The sequence below is a fragment of the Huintestinicola sp. genome (genome assembly GCF_050874005.1).
In the GTDB taxonomy this organism is placed as follows: Bacteria; Bacillota; Clostridia; order Oscillospirales; family Ruminococcaceae; genus Huintestinicola.
The window spans coordinates 43,551-64,401 of sequence record NZ_JBNMJV010000012.1; the positions used below are offsets into that span (position 1 = coordinate 43,551).

Sequence of the window (20,851 nt, forward strand, 5' to 3'; positions counted from 1 at the left end):
ATCAATAGTTTGTTATTAGTACCTCTTTGGTAACATTATCACGGTTGTTTGTGTGATAATTGCAATTATCATAATTGAAATTTATTCCGTGAATAATATAATCATTTTCCGCTGACCAATCAATAATCGTATCATTAGTGAGTCCCTTATGTTCTATTACATTGGATAGAGCAAAATTCACTCCACGGTCGGACAGTTCAGTCAGAATTTGCAATAAATTATAATCGTCATTTTCAGTCCAGCCCCTGAAACCACGTTTGCCGTCATTATAGCTTCCGCAAGTGAGCAGATACGGCGGATCTGCATAGATGAAATCACCGGGTTTAAGTACATCATAATCAAAAGCACAGAAATCCAATGCAGAGAACTGAATATCCTCAATCTGACGTTTGAATAGCACAAGGTTATTGCGCATCACTTCGTTGAAGCTGCTTCTGTTTCTGCCAAAAGGATTATTATACTCATGGCTGCTGTTAAATCTGAACTGATAGTTAAAACTGAAACACATCAATACATATAAATCCAGGGGATTTTTTGTCTGATTATAATGATCACGAAATGCCTTGTAACCGCCTTCGTTTGTTTTACTGAGCTGCCACTTTTCTATTGTACTATCAATATATTTAAGAATATAATCCACATCGTGCTTCTGAAATTCTTCAAGAATACCTATAACAAAATAGTTTATATCGTTTGCATAAACATTATTTGCTTTGGTATTTATGCTCACATCACAGCCACCGCAGAAAATATCCACAAAAGTATCTATGTTTTCAGGAAAAAACTCCTGAATAGAGTCTATGATCCTGTATTTATTTCCGATATAATTAAAAGGTGCTTTGACAGCCATATCAACGCCTCCTTAATAAGTATAACTGTTCTTTCAATCCATTAGAATTATTGGGAATCTTGTTTTTATACCTTCGATAATCATATTCAAATAGCTTGAAGCTATCACCTACAGCATATTTTCTGCATATTTCCGAAAGCTCCTCGGTTGACAAAAGAGCTTCATTATTGTAGCTTATCAAAATATATTTGCTTTGACAATCTCTTATCATTGTTTCAAATGCAGAAGCTACTGTGTTTTTTTTACAGAATACCGACTTCTGATCATCATAATTCCGCATTCCGGTAACACCGTGAATTTCGGGATAGTCATACCGTGCAATGGTTTCAAGAATATGATAATTGGGAAGGTATTCTCTTGAATTGTACGGCGGATCGGCATACAATAAATCACATTTTTTTGAAAGCAAATTGGTATAGTCCGTATTAAAGCATTCGTTTTTCTTGCCATTGCTTATAATGACAGGTGCAGTTAATTCAAGTTTTTTATATGTACGCTCGTCCCAGAATTTAAGATAAGCTGCATATACGCCCGTAATGTTTGCGACAAAAGGCACTGCATTTATAAGTGAAGCAAGCAGGTAGAAATATTCGTCTTCTGTAATCAGATTGTTTTTGTACCATTTCTCTATTGTCAACCTTATTATATCTATTTTCATTGCATTTTCAGGCTGAAAATACATTCTGTTACAATCTCCGACAGGGCTGTAGTTGTTATAAATAAAGCAATCAGAAACGCTATACTCCGTATCAGCGATGGTCAAATCATTCAGATGTTTTATAGGATCCGATATCCCAAGATTTTTGAATGGCGGTTTTTTGTTTAACTTAATAGAAGCTGTGGAAATAACATAACTGAAATACAGAAAATCATTGCTGATAGTCCGATAACCAAAGGACTTAAAATTGTTAGATACCACACCGGAGCCGGCAAACAAATCAATAACAGATGAAATATTTGGTATCTCATCATTTATTACATTATTGATATTTTCTAATAAAAGATTCTTTCCTCCAATGTACCGCATAGCAACTCCAATTTCAAAACGATAATAGATATTTACCCATTTTTATTGTATCACAATAATATAAAAAAGTCAATAAAGGTTATTTTGATTTTCTGATTTATAATCGGATATCTTTGGTCAAATCCCGGTCAAATATTTGGTCAAATCACCTCAAAATCCCTCGAAACAGCTCGAATACCAAAATCCGACATTCACGGAAAATGGCTTAAAATCGTCATTTCTCCAACAGTCTAAAGCAAGATAAAACATCGGCATAACTTTCAAGTCCCGTCACTCCGACCAATAAGACCTTGCAGATTTTCTGCGGGGTCTTTTTGTTTTTGAGTGATACACATTTGAAGATAATGGTCGGTATGGGTAAAACTAACGCCCCTCAGAACTTCCGATAACAGCTTATGCCTTTTCAGAAGCTCTGAGGGGCGTTTAGTATTTGTTCTATTGAGGCTGACATTTCTGAGAAATGTTATCTTGGTCAGTCAGTACGAGTAATATAACCGTTTATCGTTATGCCAAAGTCAATATTGGCAGGATCGCTTACAATGATAGCAAATACGACTACAGCAGCAGTCACGACCGCTGCGGCTGCAGCAGCAATGATGATCTTGGTTTTAACCGGTTCACTTATTTTCATAGTAATTCCCCTTATATATAATTTATCATTGCCGCATTATCCCCACAAGGACGCTGCTGCCGGGCGGATCTTAAAGTAATCGTTTCCTGATGTCAGGTCAATAAACGGTCATGTATCTGAAAGCTGACAGGTTTATTAAACAGAAAGATGATATTATAATGAAATAAAAGCTGTGACAATTTCCGTAATGACAAGACCTTACTGAATTTAACACAATTTTTGCCAAGAGTATATATTCATCATTTATTATACAATAATGCGCCAATGCGCCGAAAAAAGCAACATCTTTTTATAAAAAAACCGAAGTCTGCAAAAATGCAGGCTTCGGAATGTACAGCCGATGTTTTGAGAGCCGTTCTTATTTCTTGCGTGTCTTGGGTTCGCTTTTAGCTGTGCTCTTTGTTTCGCTTTTTGGCTCACTCGTCTTAGCGATTTTCTTTGCATTCTCAACTATCTTTGAAAACTCAAGAGCCTTGTCAATGCTGCCGTCAATTTTGAGCTTGCCCTTTGTAAATGCGGCAACAGGGTCTAAGGTTCCCTCACAGATCGCAAGGAAATCCTCGGCGGTTATGATGAAAATGCAGTCTCTGTCATAGTACTCGTAAGGCTCAACGTACACCTTGCCGTTTAAAAGCTCAATGTAGAATGCGCCCTGACCCTCGCCGATGATGTTTACCTGTACGGCAAGATGTCCTTCAAGTCCCTCGGGAGCCTGGGAAAGGATATGCTCCTTTGACTTTTCAAAAATTTCTTCGTAGGTCATTATGATCTTCCCCTTAAATTCAGATTTGAACTGCAGATAAATGTACCGAGCCACATATTAAACTTTCCTCACAAGACACGCTGACGAGGTGGCTGCAGGCACAACCTGCTTTAGATTTGTCTGCCCTGTACGGACTGGTTTCTGCGTATCTTCTTTGAGGTGGTCTTATCAAATTCCACGTCTCTGATACGCAGACGGTGTATCTGCTTTGCGGAGGTGACAGTCTTGTTTATTTCCTTTACGGTGTCGGCAAATAGCTTCTCTATATCCTCGGGAGCCATTTCCTTGCAGTATTCGGCGTTCGGGAATATCTCTGCGGTGATAACATTGTCCTCGGTGTAAACAAGCACCTCGGAAATAAAGTCTCTGCCTGCAAATTTATTCTCCAGCTCCTCGGGAGAAACATTCTCGCCGTTTGCAAGAATAATGAGATTTTTCTTTCTGCCTGTTATAAAAATGTGATTCTTATCGTCAACATATCCCAGATCGCCTGTTCTGAGCCAGCCGTCGGGAGTGAGAGCTTCGGCAGTAGCAGCCTCGTCCTTGTAATAGCCTGCCATTACCGAGGGGCTTTTTGCAAGTATCTCGCCGTCCTCGATCTTCACCTGACAGCCGTTTACGATAACTCCCACATCTCCTGCACAGGAGTGGTCTGTGGGGTCTGCGGTGGAAATTCTGGGAGAACACTCGGTCATACCATAGCCCTGCGCCATATTTATGCCCATATCAATATACGCCTTCTGAAGCTCGGGACGAAGATATGCTCCGCCGCTGTATATGGTGTGGAGCCTGCCGCCGAACACATTCTTTGCAATAGCTGCAAGGGGTATCTGAGGATTTGCCGCAGAAGCCGCTTTTATCTGCTTGTAGATGGTCTCGGCTATCATAGGCACGATAAGCATAAGGGTGGGTGCGAAAAGCTTTAAATTCTGAGGGATATGGAGCATTGAGTCGTTTACGCAGAGGGTCGCACCGTATCTGAGAGAACAGAGAACGTCGCAGGTGAAGCAGTAAATGTGATGAATTGGCAGCACGGTCATTACAACGTCCTCGGGGGAGCTTTCGTTGTCCTGGCACATTGCATTGTCGATGAGATTTCTGTGAAGAAGCATTACGCCCTTGCTCTTGCCCGTGGTTCCCGAAGTGTATACGATAGCCGCAAGAGTTTCGGGGTCTATCTCGGGAAGCTCTGCGGGAGCATTTTCCTCGAGGATACCGGGAATATCGTCAAAGCTTACATATTCCTTTACCTCGGGGCAGGCAGCCTTGACCGCAGGTATCATCTTCTCATATCTCTTGTCATAGAAGAATATGCTTACGTCCGCTCTGTTAAGCAGGTCGCATATCTCCTCGCAGGGAAGCTGTGCGTCAAGTGGAACTGCGGCGCTTCCGCAGGAAACTGTTCCGAAATAGCTTATGAGCCAGTTGTAGCTTGTAGGACCGATAACTGCTGCGTGGAGAGCCTCCTCCCCTGCCCTTTTGCCCATAACGTATGCGGATATGCGGCGCACGTCCTCATAAAACTCATTAAAGGACTTTTCGGAAATATCCTTGCCCTGTCTTTCTTTAAGAAAGACCTTATCGCCGTACTCTGCGGCTGCTTCCTTAACAAGCTGCTGTAAATTCTTTACATTTTCCTTATTCATACGGCACCTCACTTTTTAAGCTCTTCGAGGTACTTTACAGCTTCGCCTACGGTGTGGATATCTATAGCGTCGCTTTCGTCAACGGTAACGTCAAACTCGTTCTCAAGCTCGCCCAGCAGGCTCATAAAATCGTATGAATTAAATCCCAGATCCTCCACAAAACGGGAGTCTTCGGTGATATCGTCCGGGTTTACATCAACATAGTTAACGATAAGCTCTTTCATTTTTTCAAGCATTGCCTGATCCTCCATATTCTATTATATCATAAAGGTAATATCATTTCAAGTATCTGACCGATAGTTCTTGTCTCATCCTCAATGCCTCTGAAAAGCACACGGCAGAGATAGTAGTAGAAATAATCCATCTCCTCCTTGGAGACCACAGCCTTTTTGTATTCAAAGTTGAAGCCAAGACCGTTGTCCTCGGGACGGTGCATTACTGTGAGGTAAAGAGCGTGGCTGGCAACGCCGTTTGTGTACCACTTACTCATATAGGGAATGTCGGGAAGCTCCTTGCTCTGATTGAGGGTAAGGGGCTGATATGTAAGGCTTATGCTCTCGTAGCAGGCTCCCTGGGGAACGTTCCACTGCTTGTCCTGAGCCATTCTCATTGCAATGGGGTCATAGTTTGCGTGGCGGTAGAGCTTGTTCTGCTCAGCCTGTACTGCTCTTATGCCCTCGATAAAGGTAAGCTCGGGGTCAAGAACAGTTCTGAGGGGGAAGAAATGTATTCTCGAGCCGCCGGAATATTTTTCGGAAATAGTTCCACGGCGTGCAATGCAGTTGATAATGGATACGTCCTTCTCATCACCGTTGAACTTGGAGAGAACTGTTCTGAGGCCCATTGCAAGGAGGCTTGCCATAGGCACGTTGTACAGCTCGCAGAACTTGATAAGGCGCATTGAAGGCTCTTTTTCAAGATTGTAAACGGAAATTGCGGCAGAGGGGTCGGCAATGGGCATCTTTGCGCTGCGAAGCTCGGGGTTATTAAGCTCACGTCTTGTGGAAATAAGATACTCGGGACCTGTGAAGCCTGTGAACATAGGCTCACTCTGTGATATCCTCTCCATCCAGAACTTCTCGTCCCTCTGCTTTGCAGGAGAATTGTCCTCATAGGCAAGGTCCTTTTCAAGCTGCTTGATAAAGGACTGCATAGGAGCGGGAGTTTCCGTGCCGTATTTCATAGAGCAGTAAAATTCCAGAACACAGCGGTCAAAGCCGATAATGGAGCTTGAGTCCATTGTCATATGATTAACGTTCAGATAAAGACCGTTATATCCCCCGGGAAGCTTTACGAGAACGACTCTGTTAAGGGGCTTGCCAATGGGATCGAAGGGAACCGCAGTCCAGCGGCACATCTCCTCGTGAGCAGCTTCTTCTCTCCATTTGGAAAAGTCCTTGAATTCGATATCTCTGTCCTCAAATGGAACGATATACTGATACACGTTCTGCTCGTTGTCGGGGTCCTTTACAAATCTCAGACGCATTGAGTCAAAACGCTCGTATGCCTTATAGACAGCCTGCTTTAATACCCCGAAATCCACATCGTCCTTTACATAAAGACCTGTGCCGATGTTCAGTACCTGAGGAGGGCTGAAAAGCATAGTGAAATAATGAAGTCTCTGGGAAGCGCAGAGCGGCCAGCATTTAACGGGCGCTCCGTTGATAACTATCTCTTTCTCGTACATAACAATTTTCCTTTCGTTTTACTTCTCGGGAACATATTTGCTGAGAAATTCTTTAACTTTGGCTTCGTACTGCTCGGTATTTTCGTAATAGGAAGCGCCGTGTCCCGCATTATCCACCATAAGGATATCCTTGGGTGCGGTACATTCCTCATAGTTTTTCTCGGTCATCCAGGTGGGAACGAAATTATCCTTTTTGCCGTGGATAAAGAGGATAGGAACGGTGGTGGACTTTACGGCGTCAAGAGTGGAGTAGTCCTTGAAGCCGTAGCCTGCCTTTTTGCGGCAGATAGCGTCGTTTATGTTCATAACAGGGAATTTGGGAAGATGATAATCCCTTTTCAGGATATGTGAAAAAACATCGTAGGGAGAGGTAAATGCGCAGTCGGAAATGACAGCCTTGACACTTTTCGGAAGCTCGGGAAGGCTTGAAGCCATCAGAACGGTGGTAGCACCCATCGAGATGCCGTAAAGAATGATATCCTTCTTGCCCTCGTAACGCTTATCCATAAGCTTTATCCACTCAAGGCAGTCGTATCTGTCAAGGATACCGAAGCCTACATATTTTCCCTCGCTCTCGCCGTGTGCTCTGTTGTCGGCTAAGAGCACATCGTAGCCCAGCTCGTGGAAAAATACAGAAATGGCTGCATTGTCCATCGCCTTGCTGGTGTAGCCGTGATGACAGATGACAGCGCCCTTGCTCTCGCCCTCGGCTTTAAGGATATAGCCGTTGAGTTTAAGACCGTCCCTTGACTTTACCGAGACCTGCTCAAGAGGCTGAGAATACACCCACTCGGCTCTGGGGGCAATTTTTTTCTTATATTCCTCCCAGGTAGCCATATCAGCAAACTCGTTCATATCCACCCTCAGCACCTCCTGACGGGGGATAACACGATTGAACAGGGTGATGGCTGCTCCCGTAAATACTGCTGCTCCAACTGCCGCAGTACCGAGAACGGCAGCTCCGATAATTTCACCGCTCATAATATCATCTTCCTTTCTGCAAAAAATCGAACTTGGGTCGAAAAGTATCTAAAAAAAATATGCAGAACTTTATATGCTGATTTTCGACCTCAGTTCCGACTTGCGGTCGATTGTTGACTTTATTACAGTATATCATTTTTTCGACCGCAAGTCAATTTATTTTTTATATAAAAATTTGACTTGAATTCGAATTTCTTTTGTGATATAATTATCTAAACTTTATTTCGGAGGAAAATACTGTTATGCGTGACAATAAAAAAAGAGAGATCATTTTAGACGCTGCCGAGGAGCTTATGTGCGAGATTTCCGACAAGGATATTTCCGTGGAAATGATAGCTAAAAAAGCAGGTATAGGCAAGGGCAGCATTTACTATTATTTTGAAAGCAAGGACGATATCGTGAACGCCGTTATCGAGCGCAGCTATGCCCTTGCCATAAAGGAATATTTCAACGACGTTTACGACAGCAGCGACCCCCTTACAAAGGTAAAGGCACTTTTCAGGTCGGTCATCAAGCAGGAATTCAGCGACAAAAGGAAAAATATCATTGTATATTTTCACGTGCAGGATAATCTTATGCTCCATATGAAAATGATGATGACCGCCGTCAAGACCATTTCTCCCATTCTCACAAAGCTTCTTGCGGAGGGTGTGGAAAGCGGCTCTATACGCACCGATTATCCCGAGGAGAGTGCGGAGATGATAATAGCAATGCTCACCTTCCTGCTGGACAAGTCCTTTTTCCCTTCGGACAACGAGGGCATTTACCGCAAACTGAAACTCTACGCAGGGGTGCTTGAGACCTGTCTGCAGGCGGAAAAAGGCAGCTTTGATTTTCTCTTTACTCCCGAGGAATATCCGAATTACACGATAGAGTAAAAACTGCAAAATACTTTTTCTTCCCGAAATATGTTTTTGTTGAAAATCACCTTTGACAAAACGCTGCGAAAAAGATATAATAAAATCAAGATGTGTAGCCGATGAGCGTAAATCCGATCATTGGCTGCACTTTTTTTATTTTGTGATTAAGGAGATTGATATTATGGAAAAAACCGAAAAAATGGGTTCAGCTCCCGTCGGCAGACTGATGCTTTCTATGAGCGTGCCTATGGTGATATCAATGATATTGCAGGCAGTCTACAATATCGTTGACAGCGCATTCGTATCAAATATGGCGGAAAACGGGGAGGCTGCCCTTAACGCCCTGACGCTGGCATTTCCTCTGCAAATGCTTATGGTGGCTGTGGGCATAGGCACAGGCGTGGGCGTTAACGCTCTTACGGCAAAAAGTCTCGGCGCAGGCGACAGGGAAAAGGCAAGCCACACCGCAGGAAACGGCATATTTCTCGCAGCAGTTATCTATGTGATATTTATGCTGTTCGGTATCTTTGGCACCGAAAGCTACATTTCCTCACAGACAGACAACCCCCTTATAAGCGCAATGGCGACCGATTATCTGAGGATATGCTGCATTTTCTCGTTCGGCATTGTATTTTTCTCAATATTCGAAAAGCTGCTCCAGGCAGGCGGACACTCGGGCTTTTCCACCATTGCCCAGATATCGGGCGCTTTGGTGAACATCGTATTAGACCCTGTGCTCATCTACGGTCTCGGCGCATTTCCCGAAATGGGAGTAACGGGTGCGGCTGTGGCAACTGTAGCAGGTCAGGCGGTATCGTTCATACTGGCTATTATCTTTCATTTTAAGGTAAATACGGGAATTGACAACAAACTGAGCTTTATAAATCCCTCCCTTACCGTGATAAAGGAGATATATTCCATCGGCTTCCCTGCGGTGGTAGCTCAGGCGCTTATGTCTGCAATGACCTATGGTCTTAACATCGTTTTCGGGACCGTAAGCGAAAATATGGTCACAGCATACGGTCTTTACTACAAGATACAGCAGGTGGTGCTGTTTATCGCCTTCGGTATAAGAGACGCTATTACCCCCGTTGTGTCCTTTAATTACGGAATGGGCAGCAGAAAGCGCATTGACGGCGGAATAAAATGGGGAATGCTGTTCACCGAGGTAATGATGGTCGTGGGGCTTGCTGTAATAGAGCTGCTTGCACTTCCACTTGCGCAGCTTTTCGGACTTTCGGGAGAGACCGAGCAGCTTTGCATAGGCGCAATGAGAATTGTTTCCGTAAGCTTTATCTTTGCGGGTGCAAATGTTGCTTTCCAGGGTATTTTCCAGTCTCTTGACGGCGGCGGGGAGTCGCTTATCGTATCAATTTGCAGACAGCTTCTGTTCATCTTCCCACCTGCGCTTTTCTTTGCTGATATGGCAAAGAAAAACAGCGGGCTTTGCTCACTTGTATGGACGTCCTTCCCAATTGCAGAGTTTCTCTCCGCAGCTGTGGCAGTTATTCTTTTCGTGAAAATTTACAGAAAGAGAGTGGCGCAGATAAGCGATGAACCGAATGCGGCGTTAAAGCAGCGCACCGCAGAACAGTAAAAAATGCAGCTCCTTAAAGCTTCAGCGGCTTTAAGGAGCTGTTATTTTATTCGGTTATACTTCAAAATATCCCGCAAAGCAGGGCGGAACGGTTATCCTGCCCTCCTCGGCTTTTATGTCGCCGCCGAAGGAATAAATGGTATCTACAGGAGTAAAGCGGCAGTCAAAGGAAACCTCTCTGTCCGCAGGGTTTATAATTACAAGCACCCATTCGTCTCCCGAACCTCTGAGATATGCAAGGGGGTATTCGTTTTTCTCGGCATAGATAAATTTGATGTCTCCCCTGCTCTGCAGAGCCTTTCGTGACTGCCTTATTTCAATGAGCCGCTTTATCTCGCTTCTGAGGGAGTTTTTGTCACTCATCTGAGCCTGCGCTGTGGGACGGTCGGGACTTTCGTCCATTGGGATATAGAGCAGTTCTTTTGCAGCGGCGCTGAAGCCTGCATTGGTGGTGTTATCCCATTGCATAGGCGTGCGTGAGCCTGTTCTGCCGTAGCCGCCCTCCACCGAGGTAAGCCCCTCCACATACCGCATTCCAATTTCGTCACCATAGTAGATAAAAGGCGCTCCGGGCATTGAAAGCAAAAATGCAAAGGCTATTTTCAGATTATCCCCGTGAATTGAGCGGGCAAGCCTGTCCATATCGTGATTGCCCGAGGGGATACATATAAGTCCCTTACGCTCGGATTTTTCGTAATTCTCCATATATTTTTTCGCAAACTCGGAAACATCGCCCTTTCCCCTGCTTGAGAAGAACGGCTCCTCGCAGCGGAAAAGATCGTTATAATGAGACGGACCGAAATGGAGCAGAAAATCCATATGGAAACCGCCCTGTAAAGATTTGTCAGGCTCTCCCCACTCGGAGACCATTGCCGCTTCGGGAAATTCTCTGTCAAGAAATTCTCTTACATTCTGCCAGAGCTTTATGGTGCCCTTTCCGTCCTCGTCGTGCTTAACAAGAGAACCTGCCATATCCACACGGAAACCGTCGCAGCCCATTCCCAGCCAGAATCGCATAACGTCCTTCATCGCTTCAAGGGTAGCTTTTGCGCCCTCGCTGTCCATAGACTGCTGCCAGGGGCGGTCGCACTTGTAGAAGCCGTAATTGAGGGCAGGCTGATGGGAAAAGAAGTTTACGGCGCAGGAGCCGTCTCTGTCGGAGATCCCTCTGATACAGCCCATTCCCTGAGGTTCCTCCCAAATGCTGTCCGTCCAGACATAACGGTCGGTGAACCGGTTTTTCTCAGCTTTGAGGGACTCCTTGAACCACTTGTGCTCCACCGAGGTATGCCCGGGAACAAGGTCTAAGAGAATGTGCATATCACGCTTGTGGCACTCGTTAAAAAGCCTTTTCAGGTCTTCATTTGTGCCGTATCGGGGTGCAGCTTTCATATAATCGGAAACATCATAGCCTGCGTCACCGAAGGGAGACTCAAAGCAGGGGTTCATCCATATTGCGGTGCAGCCAAGCTCTTTGATGTAGTCGAGTTTCTCGATAATGCCCTGAAAATCGCCTATTCCGTCGCCGTTCGTGTCATTGAAAGACTGGGGATATATCTCGTAAAATACGGCATTATCCAGCCAGAGGGGATTTTTGTTTTTCATAAAAGACCATCCTTTCATATTTTTGATATTTATTTCCTGATTGCTTGATAATCTTCTCTCTGTATGATATAATACTATAAAATGAGGTAAATTTCAACCGAAATTCTACTGTATAATGATACTATTCTACTTTAAGGTGACTTTTAAATGAACAGAGCAGACTCGGAAGAAAAAAGGCGGCACAGTTCGGGACTTGTGCCCTACAGCTATTACAAATGCAGGATACCCGATTATTTTGCAAACGTCCCCCTTCATTGGCACACGGAATTTGAGCTGAACGTTATCCTGTCGGGCAGGGCGGAATTTATCTGCGGCGAGAAAAAATTCACCTCGGAGGAGGGGGATATCATTCTGATACCGCCGAATGTACTTCACGCCATTTATCCCGTGCAGGGGTTCAGTCAGCTTTACGACACCGTTGTATTCAGTCCCGATATGATCGGCGCAAGGGACAGCGACCGCTGCGCCGCCGAATGTATTCGTCCCATAGCAAACGGGTCATTCGGGATAGATCCCCGTATCACAGCGGAGCATATCTATTACGGTGAGCTTAAAACAACGGCAGAAAATATCATCTCCTGTGCAAAGGGCAATTCGCCGAGACTTGATATGCTCTTCAAAAGTGAGCTTCTGCGGCTTTTCTGGCTTCTGTACGAAAGCGGAGACATTTACCCCGAAAATGAAACCTCCGCCAAGCAAAGCGAGATGATACGCCCTGCGCTGGAGCTTATGAACACCCGCTACTTTGACAACATTACCATAGAAATGCTGGCGGCTTCGGTACATCTGAGCAGCAGCTATTTTATGGGCTGTTTCAAGCGCTATGCAGGTGTGGGGGCAATGGAATATTTAGGGCAGATACGGATAAAAAAAGCCTGCGAGCTTCTTTCGGAGAGGGATATTTCCGTTGCAGACACCGCCTTTGAATGCGGCTACAGAAATATTTCCAATTTCAACAGGCAGTTCAAAAAGACCGTGGGCTGCACGGCTTCGGAGTACAGAAAAAGGAGCAGAACGGATAGATAACCGAAAAAGAGCCGCCTTTTTAAAGGACGGCTCTCGTTTTTATCAGTACCCCGCATTAAGCTCCTCCGCAAGCTTCGCCAGATTTTCGGCGTCGCTGCGGTTAAGATAAAACTTTGCACGGTAAATAGTATCTCCGTATCTGTAGCCATAATCTTCATCGTATTCGTCGGTCACTCTGACATTTACGGAACAGTAATATGTGCCCGGCAGAACACTTCCGCCGAACATCTGACGGGAGAACAGACAGTTGATCCTGCTCTGCCTTGAAGCGCTGTAGGCAATACTGTCAACAAAACTCTGAAGCTTTTCTTTATTGCCGCTGTTAAGAATCAGGTCAAAATTGGTATCAATAAGTTCTTCATAATCATTGCTGCCGGAATGAAATGTAGTCCAGCTTTCTTCTATGTCAATATCCACGCTTGCCCTGTAACCCTCATACTCCGAAGGAGCGGGAGTTTTTGTTATTGCCCCGAAGCCCCCTGTCAGGAAAGCGACATACATAAACAGCAGAAATACCACATAATAGCCCACGAACATTCCTGTCCATATGCCGATCTTTGCAAAGGAGAAATTCTTTCTCGATACCACGATACGCAGGATAATGCTGCCCAGCCACGCAAGGAACATTACCACAAAGCTGTCCCAGTCCGTATGGAACATTACAAAGAACAGGGTGAGCGTAACAGCCATTATCACCTCGAAGAACAGCGGGAACACGATAGGCTTTCCCACCGTTCTTGCATCACGCCTTTGGCAGATGAACATTCCGCAGTATATGACACCAAGCGAGATAAGGCAGTTTACGATCATAAGAACGGTGTCTCTCACGCTGTCAAAATCCACCGCAAGAGCTGAAAATGTCCATAGGGAATAGATAAACGGCTCTCCCGAGGTATGTACATCTGCAAAACTATCGGTAATAAAATAATACATCGCAGGAGCGAATATGGACAAGGCTGTCATCAGCATTACGGGAAGATACTTGCTTTCCGCCTTTGCGCCTATGCAGCACTGACATACCACCGTTACCGCAATTATAAACAGCACCGCCGCCATAAACCACAGCAGCATATGCAGATTATAGGTCATCAGCACCCCGGGGTGATATGTCCTTGAATAGTCTAATAGTTCGTAATAATCTTTGCTATAGCTGTAATGCGCTCCTGCGAACATTGCAGACAGGAGAAACGCTCCCGCCGCCGAGATAAAAAAGGGTATGAGCCATATCCTGCATATGGTGAGGAGCCTTGAAAAATATCTCTCTGCGCTGCTCAGAGGCATTGACATCTGAACGTCGGCGGTGGGGATATCGTGCATATCCTTAAAAACCGCCGTACAGCAGGAAAACAGGGGTACAAGCGCCGCAAAATAAATAAACACTCCAAGCCCCGAGGGGTTAACATTATCCCCCCTTGAAGAGGTGTCCAGCCCGTATATCACTCCTGCAAAGGCAAGGAGTATTATAGTTATGACACGGGTTTTTTTGTGGGCAATAAGCTCTGCATTTGAGCCTTTGTAAATTCTTGTAAATGATATCATTGTCCGTATCCTTTCAAGTTCATTTCGTATATGAAAATTTCCTCAAGGGTAAGGGGTATCTGCTCATAAAGCTCTGCGCCAAGCTTTGCCACCTTTTCGTCAAGCCCCTCGCTGTCCTTTACAATGACCTGAACTACCCTGCCCTCTGCCTTGTACTGCATTATGTCAATATCAGCCGCTTTAAGCTCCTCGGAGGTTATAGTGTGGCTGAGACTTGCAAGCTGCAGCTTTCTGAAACGGCTCTTGATACTTGTTATCTCGTCTGCGAAAACCAGCTTTCCGCTGTGGATAAGCATAGCCCTGTCGCAAAGCTCCCCTATCTCACGGATATTGTGGGAGGATATGATAAGAGTGGCGCTGCGGCTTCTTATCTCACCGAGTATCATATCCTTGATGACAGCCCTCATTGCAGGGTCAAGACCGTCAAAGGCTTCATCAAGCATAAGATATTTTGTATGGCAGGCAAGCCCGATTATTGCTACTGCCTGCCTTTTCATACCCTTTGAAAAGGTGGAAAGGGGGCTTGTCTCGGGGAGCTTTAATACGTCCAGCAGCCTGTTGTATGTATCGGAGTCGAAGGTGTCATAGTAATTGCTGTAATAGTTTCTCAGAGCGGAAAGGGTGTAGCTTGTGTACTCGATAGTCTCGTCGTTTACAAAGAAGATGTTTTTCTTTGCTTCGGGATTGTCATATACTTCCTGCCCGTCAATTTTAATGCTGCCCATATCGGTTTTGTAAACGCCGCATATCATTCGCATAAGGGTGGATTTGCCTGCGCCGTTGGAGCCTAAAAAGCCGTATATGCAGCCGTCGGGAATGGTGAGGGAAACATCGTCGAGAGCCTTATCACGATGCTCATAGCCTTCTGTATCTTTTTTTCCGAAACGGACTGCGCTGTCGTTGTCAAATATCATTGACGCATTTGATATCTCGATCATCTGCCTGCCTCCGTACAATTATGGATCATTTTTCTTATTTTATCATAATAATAATTTTATGTCAATTATATTATAGATCTTAGTTACAAATGTCATTCCTTATTTCGACAAGCTAAAGCGGCTCTCCCATTTTTCGGGAGAGCCGCTTAAATGTACATATTACGTGCTATTCTTCAAGCACTTCTTCCTCGGCAACCGATGCCTTGACGATTATCTTAGGCGTTGCAATTCCATCGCCGCCGTTGAACCACACCTTGTCATATGAGGAGATTATAAAACCTACGGACATCTTGTGGTCGCCCTCCTGCATATCGAAGTCGATAAGGTCGATCTGAGCGGTGATGTCCTCTCGTGTAATGGAGTCTATCTGCTCCTCGTCGCCCACCACAAACAGGGTCATACCCGATGAAACAGGCTCAAACTCATACTGTGCGGGACGGTTCACAAACTGGATATCCTTGCCCTTTATGGCAATTGCTTTCTTCTTGATACCCTCGCTGGGGCAGGTAACGGTGACAGTATCTATCTGAGTGAGATTTTCATAGCCGTCGGGCAGGAAGTTTTCAGCCTTGAATTCAAATACGCTGCCCACGTCCACCTCTCTCATATTGATAGTGCCGATATTCAGGCTCTTGAGCTCCTTGATCTTGTCATTGGGAGCCGCAATATCAATGGCGCTTACCGAGAATACGAGCTGACTGCGGAAATAATCCAGGTCAAACTTATCGGGAGCATTGATGATATTTACCTCGAGAGGCAAGGTCTGACGGACGAAAACAGGTATCTGTATCGCAAATGAAGTCTTGTCAAAGCTCAGCATCTCGTTATCGTCGGAGATCACCGCATTGTTGTTGTAAAGCACAAGCTCGTCTGTGGTAAATTCATAGGTGGAGTCAAGCTCCTTTTCGGGAGATACCTTTGCACATACCTTTGTAATGGAATTTACCATATCCTGAGGTCCTGTTACCGTCACCGTAGACGGAGTGACAACAGCATCACCGCTCATATAGCCCTGTGCTATGCGGACATTTTCAAGCTGTGGGGTAATTGGCAGCTCCTTGGAGATTATCTTGTCAAAGGAAACGGATATGGTATCGGGTTCAATGCTTACTACCTCGAACTCAGCATTTTTTGAACATTCAACATTCATATGGAGCTTGTAGCTTCGGGGCAGCATAACGCTTGAAACGTCCACCATAGCGGTCAGATCCTCGGATTTTATCTCCCCTATCTGACTGCGGTTTCCCGAAAGCTTAACGGTCACGGTCTCGGTTGAGGATGTAATGACATCAAGCTGATTTGCTTCGGCATAAGTATTTTCCAGGGAAATTTTTACGGGAACGTTGTAGTAAACGCTTTCCATTGTAGGATAAACGCTGATGGATACCACCGCCCAGATAATTATTGCCGCAACAATGGACAATATTTTAAGATGTGTATCCTGCTTGAAGATATTCGTTATCCATTGCACGAACATACTCAGAAGCTCCGCAGGAGTAAAGTCCTTTGCGCTTTTTACAAACTGATGAAATTTATTCTTTGGATCTTCGGGATTTTTTTCTTTTATCATCAGGCGTCCTCCTTTCCTTTTTTATCTTCTTCATTCGTATCGCCGGCAGGGGACGCATTTTCATCTGAAACGCCCATATCTGCCTGTGGACCTACATTCTTGCCGCTTTGGTCGGAAGCAGGCTCGGCTTTAACGACCGCAATTTCTTCCTTGACATTTTTGTCCTTTGCGGCAGGCATAAGTCTATCGGTAAGCATTGTTTTGAGAGTGTCCACCGAAAGTCCTCTTGTGAGTTTGCGGTTCTCGGCAATGGAAATAACACTTGTTTCCTCGGACACTACTATTATTATGGCGTCGGAGTTCTCGCTCATTCCCAGAGCCGCCTTGTGCCTTGAGCCTAAAGCCTTGTCCACAAGCTCCGGTCTTGATGTGGATGGGAGCGTACAGCCTGCGGCAACTATTTCACCGTCCTGAATAATGACTGCTCCGTCGTGAAGAGGTGCATTTACAAAGAATATGTTTTCAAGGAGCAGAGAATTTATTTCCGCCTTGAATTCGGTACCTGTCTTGATCTGATCTCCCAGCTTTTCACCACGCTCGATAACGATAAGAGCGCCTACGCTGTTGGCAGCAAAATAGCTGCACGCCTTGCATATCTCGCTGATAGGCTGTTCCCAGGGATTTGGCTTGTTGTTTCCCTTGGTAAAATCCATAAGCTTCGACTGACCCATATTTTCAAGTGAACGCCTGAGTTCGGGCTGAAAAAGTATCACAAGTGCGATAAGACCAATGCTGAATGCATTTTCAAGGAGATAGACCAAAGCTTTCATATGAACAAGCTTCGCCACAAGATACGCCGCAACTATGACCACAAGTCCCTTGAAAAGCCCTCCCGCACGGTTCTGGCGCATAAATTTCAGTATATAATAGATCAGAACGGCAAGCAAAGCGATGTCTAAAACATCAAAAATGCTCGGCGGCAGAATAGTCAGCAGGGAATTTTTAATTTCATATAGCAGATCCATTTGACAAGTCCTTTCTGTGAAGCAGTATATATGTTATTATACCACACCCCTCAGATGTTTTCAAGTATATTTATACTGCCGTCCGTATTTTTTTGTAAATGGCTTACAAAAAAACCTACGCTGTATATATTCCTTATCCAAATTTACAAAAAACTATTGATTTTACAGGAGCGGTATGGTATAATATAAATAATATTTCCCGTCGCAAAATGGCGATATTCGGGAACAATTACTGAAAGGAAGTATTCCTTATGGATAAAAAACGAAAATGGACAAAAACCGCCGCAGGAAAAATGACCCTTGTTTATGTTACGGCTGCGGTGATAGTTGTGTTTACGTTGGTCGGCTTTGCAATGCTGGTAGATAATCTCGCTTTGCAGATAATACTGACAATAGCAGGACTGGCAGCGTTTGCAGTTATCTCGGCCATATTCGGAAGATACATAACCAAACAGATAAGAAAGGTCGAGGAACGTCTCACGGCTATCGACAGGGGCGATGTTCATACATTTAATGAGAAGCTTGAGGACAAGACCGAATTTGACGAGCTTTGCAATATGCTTGAAGACACCGTTGTTCACTTAAATGAGGTGATAACAGGGATAAACAAAGGTCTCGACGAGGTCGCCGCAGGCAATCTGAACTACAGGCTCCCCACCACCTGGAAGGGCGATTTCGGACTTATCAGCCAGAGATATAACGATGTCACCGCTTCTATGAAGGAGACCTTCCGCAATATCGACATTGCCTCCGATCAGGTAACAAACGGCTCCCAGCAGGTGGCTGACGGCGCTCAGACCCTTTCCCAGGGTGCCACCGAGCAGGCTGCTTCCATTGACCAGCTCACCGAACAGATAAGCACCATTTCCATAAAGGTAAACAACACTGCCGATTCCGCAGGCAAGGCTATGCAGGTAGTCAACGACACCGGAAACAAGATAAAGGAATGCGGCAATGAAATGAGTCAGATGCTCGCCGCAATGGACGACATCAACAAAAGCTCCGCCGAGATCTCCAAGATAATCAAGGTCATTGACGATATCGCCTTCCAGACTAATATCCTTGCACTTAACGCTGCAGTTGAGGCAGCTCGTGCAGGAGCGGCAGGCAAGGGCTTTGCAGTAGTTGCCGACGAGGTAAGAAACCTTGCCGCAAAGAGTGCAGAAGCCGCAAGCCAGACCACTTCCCTTATCGAAAACTCCATTGAGAGCGTTAAACGTGGCGCAGATATCGCCCACGAGACCGCAGGAACTCTCGACAAGATCATCAAGAACGCTGCCGATATCGCAGACGAGGTCTCCAAGATATCCGACGCTTCCATTGAGCAGGCTGACGAGATAAAGCGTGTAAGCGTGGGTGTTGAACAGATAGCCGCAGTTGTCCAGAGCAACACCGCCACCGCCGAAGAATCCGCCGCAACTTCCGAGGAGCTTTCGGGTCAGTCGGGCGTGCTGAGAAATCTGCTTTCGCATTTCAAGATAAATGACGAGCCTGCCGAAGAAGCTTTGGAGGAAACTTATGAAACAACATCATCATATGAGCAGGAGTATTCGGAAACCTTTGATAATTACACCGCCGAAAGCGACAGCGTTCCCTATGAAGAAACCACGGAGCCTGACGAGGATTTTGTTCCCGTAGATTTCTCCGAACCGGAAAGTGCTCCCGAGGTGCCCAAGTCAAAGCCTGCGCATATCTATCTCGATGATGATTTTGAAAACGTTCAGAGCAAATACTGATAAAAAAGTCGGGGAACCACCGTCTGACAAGGCGAAGGTTCCCCGAAAATTTTAGGTGAAAGGATAGAAATATGAGAACAGTTATACAAAGAGTTACAAGTGCGTCTGTAACGGTTGACGGCAAAACGGTGGGCAGCATAGGCAGGGGCTTCCTTATACTTGCAGGCTTTACCGACGGAGACACCGAGGCAGACTGCATTCGCATTGCAAAGAAAATAGGGGGACTTAGAATTTTCTCCGATGAAAACGACAAGATAAATCTGTCCCTGTCAGACGTAGGCGGCGAAGTGCTGTGCATATCCCAGTTCACCCTATACGCCGACTGCTCTCACGGCAACCGTCCTTCCTTCATCAAAGCGGCACGCCCCGAAACTGCCGAACCGCTTTACGAGTTTTTCTGCAAGGAGCTTGAGAAATACGTCCACACCGAAAGGGGCATTTTCGGCGCTGATATGAAGGTGTCTCTGTTAAATGACGGTCCTTTTACCGTGATCGTGGAGTAAAAATGCTTTTCAGCCTGTCACCGATACGTCGGGGCAGGCTTTTTTTCTGCTCAAATTCCGCAAAGGTCTCCTTGTGGTCTTTCTGCATCTTTTTAATGTCACGCTCGAACTCCGCAAGCCTTTTCTTTTCCTCCGCAGTCATTTCCATTCCCCTTTTTCCGTTTTTTAAATTATACCACAAACATATCAAGCCGTCAAGAATAATGCGCCAATTCCTGCACATAATTCTGATATAACAATATGAAAGGAAGATGTGCAATGAAGCAAAATCCTTTAAACTCCCTGCTTGAAACAAGCCCCGAAGCCAAAAACTTTTTCGGCTCTCTGCCCGATTACGTTCAGGGAGGAATTATGCTCCGTTCGGACGAAATTCGCTCCGAGGACGATCTTCACAAATGCGCCGACAGCATTTTTCACGAGTTTGAATAAGCAAAGCCCCCCTCTCCCGAACGGGAAAGGGGGGCAAATTATTGCTTAAACATTATACAAAAGTAAAATCAATGTACTTTTTCTCTGTGCCAACCATCACAGCTATAGAATATGTTCCGGCTGATTTTGATGGAAGCGTACAGGTTATCGATGTTCCGTCTGCGCTTACAATGATATTCGAAGCACTCTTTGTGCCTATCTTGACTGACGTGGTGTCATCAAATCCTGTGCCTGTTATAGTTACAGTTGGAGAAGTACCTGCTGCTGCACTCGAAATAGAAATTCCCGCAATAGTCAGTCCGGGCTCGGGTGCCTTTGCCGTATAGGTAAAATCAATATATCCCTTTTCTGTTCCTTCAATTACGGCTACGGAATATGTGCCTGCCGATTTTGAAGGAAGATTACAAGTTATTGATGTTCCGTCTGCGCTTACAACTATATTCGATGCGCTCTTTGTGCCTATCTTGACTGATGTGCTGTCGGTAAATCCCGTACCTG

Annotated in this window: 21 protein-coding genes; 6 read left to right on the forward strand and 15 right to left on the reverse strand. The window is 45.2% G+C overall.

The window, feature by feature from the left end:
* Position 1 precedes the first annotated feature (1 nt).
* From ACR0QN_RS05960 to ACR0QN_RS05995, 8 genes are all read right to left on the reverse strand, one after another.
* On the reverse strand, positions 2 to 850 hold the full coding sequence (locus ACR0QN_RS05960; RefSeq protein ID WP_432650282.1) for a Dam family site-specific DNA-(adenine-N6)-methyltransferase: 849 nt from the start codon (positions 848 to 850) through the stop codon (positions 2 to 4).
* Position 851: 1 nt separating this feature from the next.
* Positions 852 to 1,877 (reverse strand): DNA adenine methylase, encoded by a 1,026-nt coding sequence (locus ACR0QN_RS05965; RefSeq protein ID WP_432650283.1) that lies wholly within the window; start codon positions 1,875 to 1,877, stop codon positions 852 to 854.
* Between the two features lie 472 nt (positions 1,878 to 2,349).
* Positions 2,350 to 2,508 (reverse strand): hypothetical protein, encoded by a 159-nt coding sequence (locus ACR0QN_RS05970; RefSeq protein ID WP_432650284.1) that lies wholly within the window; start codon positions 2,506 to 2,508, stop codon positions 2,350 to 2,352.
* Positions 2,509 to 2,866: 358 nt separating this feature from the next.
* Positions 2,867 to 3,271 carry an SCP2 sterol-binding domain-containing protein gene (locus ACR0QN_RS05975; RefSeq protein WP_432650285.1) on the reverse strand — a complete coding sequence of 135 codons (405 nt, stop codon included), beginning with the start codon at positions 3,269 to 3,271 and terminating at the stop codon, positions 2,867 to 2,869.
* 110 nt (positions 3,272 to 3,381) lie between these two features.
* Positions 3,382 to 4,917, reverse strand: coding sequence for an AMP-dependent synthetase/ligase (locus tag ACR0QN_RS05980; RefSeq protein ID WP_432650286.1), 1,536 nt, complete (start codon positions 4,915 to 4,917; stop codon positions 3,382 to 3,384).
* Between the two features lie 8 nt (positions 4,918 to 4,925).
* Entirely contained in the window at positions 4,926 to 5,168 is a 243-nt protein-coding gene (locus ACR0QN_RS05985) for an acyl carrier protein (protein WP_432650287.1), read from the reverse strand.
* A gap of 11 nt (positions 5,169 to 5,179) precedes the next feature.
* A complete protein-coding gene (locus tag ACR0QN_RS05990) occupies positions 5,180 to 6,604 on the reverse strand; it encodes a condensation domain-containing protein (protein WP_432650288.1) in 1,425 nt (474 codons plus the stop codon).
* 18 nt (positions 6,605 to 6,622) lie between these two features.
* Positions 6,623 to 7,585, reverse strand: coding sequence for an alpha/beta hydrolase (locus tag ACR0QN_RS05995; protein ID WP_432650289.1), 963 nt, complete (start codon positions 7,583 to 7,585; stop codon positions 6,623 to 6,625).
* Between the two features lie 242 nt (positions 7,586 to 7,827).
* Between ACR0QN_RS05995 and ACR0QN_RS06000 the strand changes: the two genes are divergently transcribed.
* Both ACR0QN_RS06000 and ACR0QN_RS06005 read left to right on the forward strand, forming a co-directional pair.
* A complete protein-coding gene (locus ACR0QN_RS06000; RefSeq protein ID WP_432650290.1) occupies positions 7,828 to 8,463 on the forward strand; it encodes a TetR/AcrR family transcriptional regulator in 636 nt (211 codons plus the stop codon).
* A gap of 163 nt (positions 8,464 to 8,626) precedes the next feature.
* Positions 8,627 to 10,042 carry an MATE family efflux transporter gene (locus ACR0QN_RS06005; RefSeq protein ID WP_432650291.1) on the forward strand — a complete coding sequence of 472 codons (1,416 nt, stop codon included), beginning with the start codon at positions 8,627 to 8,629 and terminating at the stop codon, positions 10,040 to 10,042.
* 54 nt (positions 10,043 to 10,096) lie between these two features.
* Here ACR0QN_RS06005 and ACR0QN_RS06010 read toward each other — a convergent pair whose 3' ends face one another.
* Positions 10,097 to 11,647 carry an alpha-amylase family glycosyl hydrolase gene (locus tag ACR0QN_RS06010; RefSeq protein ID WP_432650292.1) on the reverse strand — a complete coding sequence of 517 codons (1,551 nt, stop codon included), beginning with the start codon at positions 11,645 to 11,647 and terminating at the stop codon, positions 10,097 to 10,099.
* 147 nt (positions 11,648 to 11,794) lie between these two features.
* Between ACR0QN_RS06010 and ACR0QN_RS06015 the strand changes: the two genes are divergently transcribed.
* Positions 11,795 to 12,673, forward strand: coding sequence for an AraC family transcriptional regulator (locus ACR0QN_RS06015; RefSeq protein ID WP_432650293.1), 879 nt, complete (start codon positions 11,795 to 11,797; stop codon positions 12,671 to 12,673).
* 42 nt (positions 12,674 to 12,715) lie between these two features.
* Here ACR0QN_RS06015 and ACR0QN_RS06020 read toward each other — a convergent pair whose 3' ends face one another.
* The 4 genes from ACR0QN_RS06020 to cdaA all read right to left on the reverse strand — a co-directional run bounded on the left by ACR0QN_RS06020 (position 12,716) and on the right by cdaA (position 17,685).
* Positions 12,716 to 14,212: a hypothetical protein gene (locus ACR0QN_RS06020; RefSeq protein ID WP_432650294.1), complete on the reverse strand. Its 1,497-nt coding sequence runs from the start codon at positions 14,210 to 14,212 to the stop codon at positions 12,716 to 12,718.
* On the reverse strand, positions 14,209 to 15,150 hold the full coding sequence (locus ACR0QN_RS06025; protein WP_432650295.1) for an ABC transporter ATP-binding protein: 942 nt from the start codon (positions 15,148 to 15,150) through the stop codon (positions 14,209 to 14,211). Before ACR0QN_RS06025 ends, ACR0QN_RS06020 begins: the two co-directional genes overlap by 4 nt.
* Positions 15,151 to 15,316: 166 nt before the next feature.
* Entirely contained in the window at positions 15,317 to 16,720 is a 1,404-nt protein-coding gene (locus tag ACR0QN_RS06030; protein WP_432650296.1) for a CdaR family protein, read from the reverse strand.
* A complete protein-coding gene (cdaA, locus tag ACR0QN_RS06035; protein WP_432650297.1) occupies positions 16,720 to 17,685 on the reverse strand; it encodes a diadenylate cyclase CdaA in 966 nt (321 codons plus the stop codon). The genes ACR0QN_RS06030 and cdaA overlap by 1 nt, the downstream gene beginning before the upstream one ends.
* A gap of 251 nt (positions 17,686 to 17,936) precedes the next feature.
* Between cdaA and ACR0QN_RS06040 the strand changes: the two genes are divergently transcribed.
* Both ACR0QN_RS06040 and dtd read left to right on the forward strand, forming a co-directional pair.
* Positions 17,937 to 19,421 (forward strand): methyl-accepting chemotaxis protein, encoded by a 1,485-nt coding sequence (locus tag ACR0QN_RS06040; RefSeq protein ID WP_432650298.1) that lies wholly within the window; start codon positions 17,937 to 17,939, stop codon positions 19,419 to 19,421.
* A gap of 71 nt (positions 19,422 to 19,492) precedes the next feature.
* The gene (gene dtd, locus ACR0QN_RS06045; RefSeq protein ID WP_432650299.1) at positions 19,493 to 19,924 is read left to right on the forward strand and encodes a D-aminoacyl-tRNA deacylase; all 432 of its coding nucleotides are present in this window, start codon (positions 19,493 to 19,495) and stop codon (positions 19,922 to 19,924) included.
* Here the strand turns inward: dtd and ACR0QN_RS06050 are convergent.
* Complete coding sequence (locus ACR0QN_RS06050; RefSeq protein WP_432650300.1) at positions 19,905 to 20,072, reverse strand: hypothetical protein; 168 nt, start codon at positions 20,070 to 20,072, stop codon at positions 19,905 to 19,907. The two genes, dtd and ACR0QN_RS06050, sit on opposite strands and share 20 nt — an antisense overlap.
* A 110-nt stretch (positions 20,073 to 20,182) precedes the next feature.
* Here ACR0QN_RS06050 and ACR0QN_RS06055 point away from each other — a divergent pair, with 110 nt between their 5' ends.
* Positions 20,183 to 20,353 (forward strand): hypothetical protein, encoded by a 171-nt coding sequence (locus ACR0QN_RS06055; RefSeq protein WP_432650301.1) that lies wholly within the window; start codon positions 20,183 to 20,185, stop codon positions 20,351 to 20,353.
* 52 nt (positions 20,354 to 20,405) lie between these two features.
* Here ACR0QN_RS06055 and ACR0QN_RS06060 read toward each other — a convergent pair.
* The coding region (locus tag ACR0QN_RS06060; protein ID WP_432650302.1) for an IPT/TIG domain-containing protein at positions 20,406 to 20,851 on the reverse strand (446 nt) is incomplete at its 5' end.

What these genes read in the sequence shown, in the direction of transcription:
- cdaA (WP_432650297.1), bottom strand. Translation starts at nt 17,685, where the DNA reads ATGGATCTGCTATATGAAATTAAAAATTCCCTGCTGACTATTCTGCCG.
- ACR0QN_RS05965 (WP_432650283.1), bottom strand. Translation starts at nt 1,877, where the DNA reads ATGCGGTACATTGGAGGAAAGAATCTTTTATTAGAAAATATCAATAAT.
- ACR0QN_RS05975 (WP_432650285.1), bottom strand. Translation starts at nt 3,271, where the DNA reads ATGACCTACGAAGAAATTTTTGAAAAGTCAAAGGAGCATATCCTTTCC.
- ACR0QN_RS05990 (WP_432650288.1), bottom strand. Translation starts at nt 6,604, where the DNA reads ATGTACGAGAAAGAGATAGTTATCAACGGAGCGCCCGTTAAATGCTGG.
- ACR0QN_RS06050 (WP_432650300.1), bottom strand. Translation starts at nt 20,072, where the DNA reads ATGGAAATGACTGCGGAGGAAAAGAAAAGGCTTGCGGAGTTCGAGCGT.
- ACR0QN_RS06000 (WP_432650290.1), top strand. Translation starts at nt 7,828, where the DNA reads ATGCGTGACAATAAAAAAAGAGAGATCATTTTAGACGCTGCCGAGGAG.
- ACR0QN_RS06020 (WP_432650294.1), bottom strand. Translation starts at nt 14,212, where the DNA reads ATGATATCATTTACAAGAATTTACAAAGGCTCAAATGCAGAGCTTATT.
- dtd (WP_432650299.1), top strand. Translation starts at nt 19,493, where the DNA reads ATGAGAACAGTTATACAAAGAGTTACAAGTGCGTCTGTAACGGTTGAC.
- ACR0QN_RS06015 (WP_432650293.1), top strand. Translation starts at nt 11,795, where the DNA reads ATGAACAGAGCAGACTCGGAAGAAAAAAGGCGGCACAGTTCGGGACTT.
- ACR0QN_RS06040 (WP_432650298.1), top strand. Translation starts at nt 17,937, where the DNA reads ATGGATAAAAAACGAAAATGGACAAAAACCGCCGCAGGAAAAATGACC.
- ACR0QN_RS06005 (WP_432650291.1), top strand. Translation starts at nt 8,627, where the DNA reads ATGGAAAAAACCGAAAAAATGGGTTCAGCTCCCGTCGGCAGACTGATG.
- ACR0QN_RS06030 (WP_432650296.1), bottom strand. Translation starts at nt 16,720, where the DNA reads ATGATAAAAGAAAAAAATCCCGAAGATCCAAAGAATAAATTTCATCAG.
- ACR0QN_RS05980 (WP_432650286.1), bottom strand. Translation starts at nt 4,917, where the DNA reads ATGAATAAGGAAAATGTAAAGAATTTACAGCAGCTTGTTAAGGAAGCA.
- ACR0QN_RS06055 (WP_432650301.1), top strand. Translation starts at nt 20,183, where the DNA reads ATGAAGCAAAATCCTTTAAACTCCCTGCTTGAAACAAGCCCCGAAGCC.
- ACR0QN_RS06010 (WP_432650292.1), bottom strand. Translation starts at nt 11,647, where the DNA reads ATGAAAAACAAAAATCCCCTCTGGCTGGATAATGCCGTATTTTACGAG.
- ACR0QN_RS05970 (WP_432650284.1), bottom strand. Translation starts at nt 2,508, where the DNA reads ATGAAAATAAGTGAACCGGTTAAAACCAAGATCATCATTGCTGCTGCA.
- ACR0QN_RS06025 (WP_432650295.1), bottom strand. Translation starts at nt 15,150, where the DNA reads ATGATCGAGATATCAAATGCGTCAATGATATTTGACAACGACAGCGCA.
- ACR0QN_RS05985 (WP_432650287.1), bottom strand. Translation starts at nt 5,168, where the DNA reads ATGGAGGATCAGGCAATGCTTGAAAAAATGAAAGAGCTTATCGTTAAC.
- ACR0QN_RS05960 (WP_432650282.1), bottom strand. Translation starts at nt 850, where the DNA reads ATGGCTGTCAAAGCACCTTTTAATTATATCGGAAATAAATACAGGATC.
- ACR0QN_RS05995 (WP_432650289.1), bottom strand. Translation starts at nt 7,585, where the DNA reads ATGAGCGGTGAAATTATCGGAGCTGCCGTTCTCGGTACTGCGGCAGTT.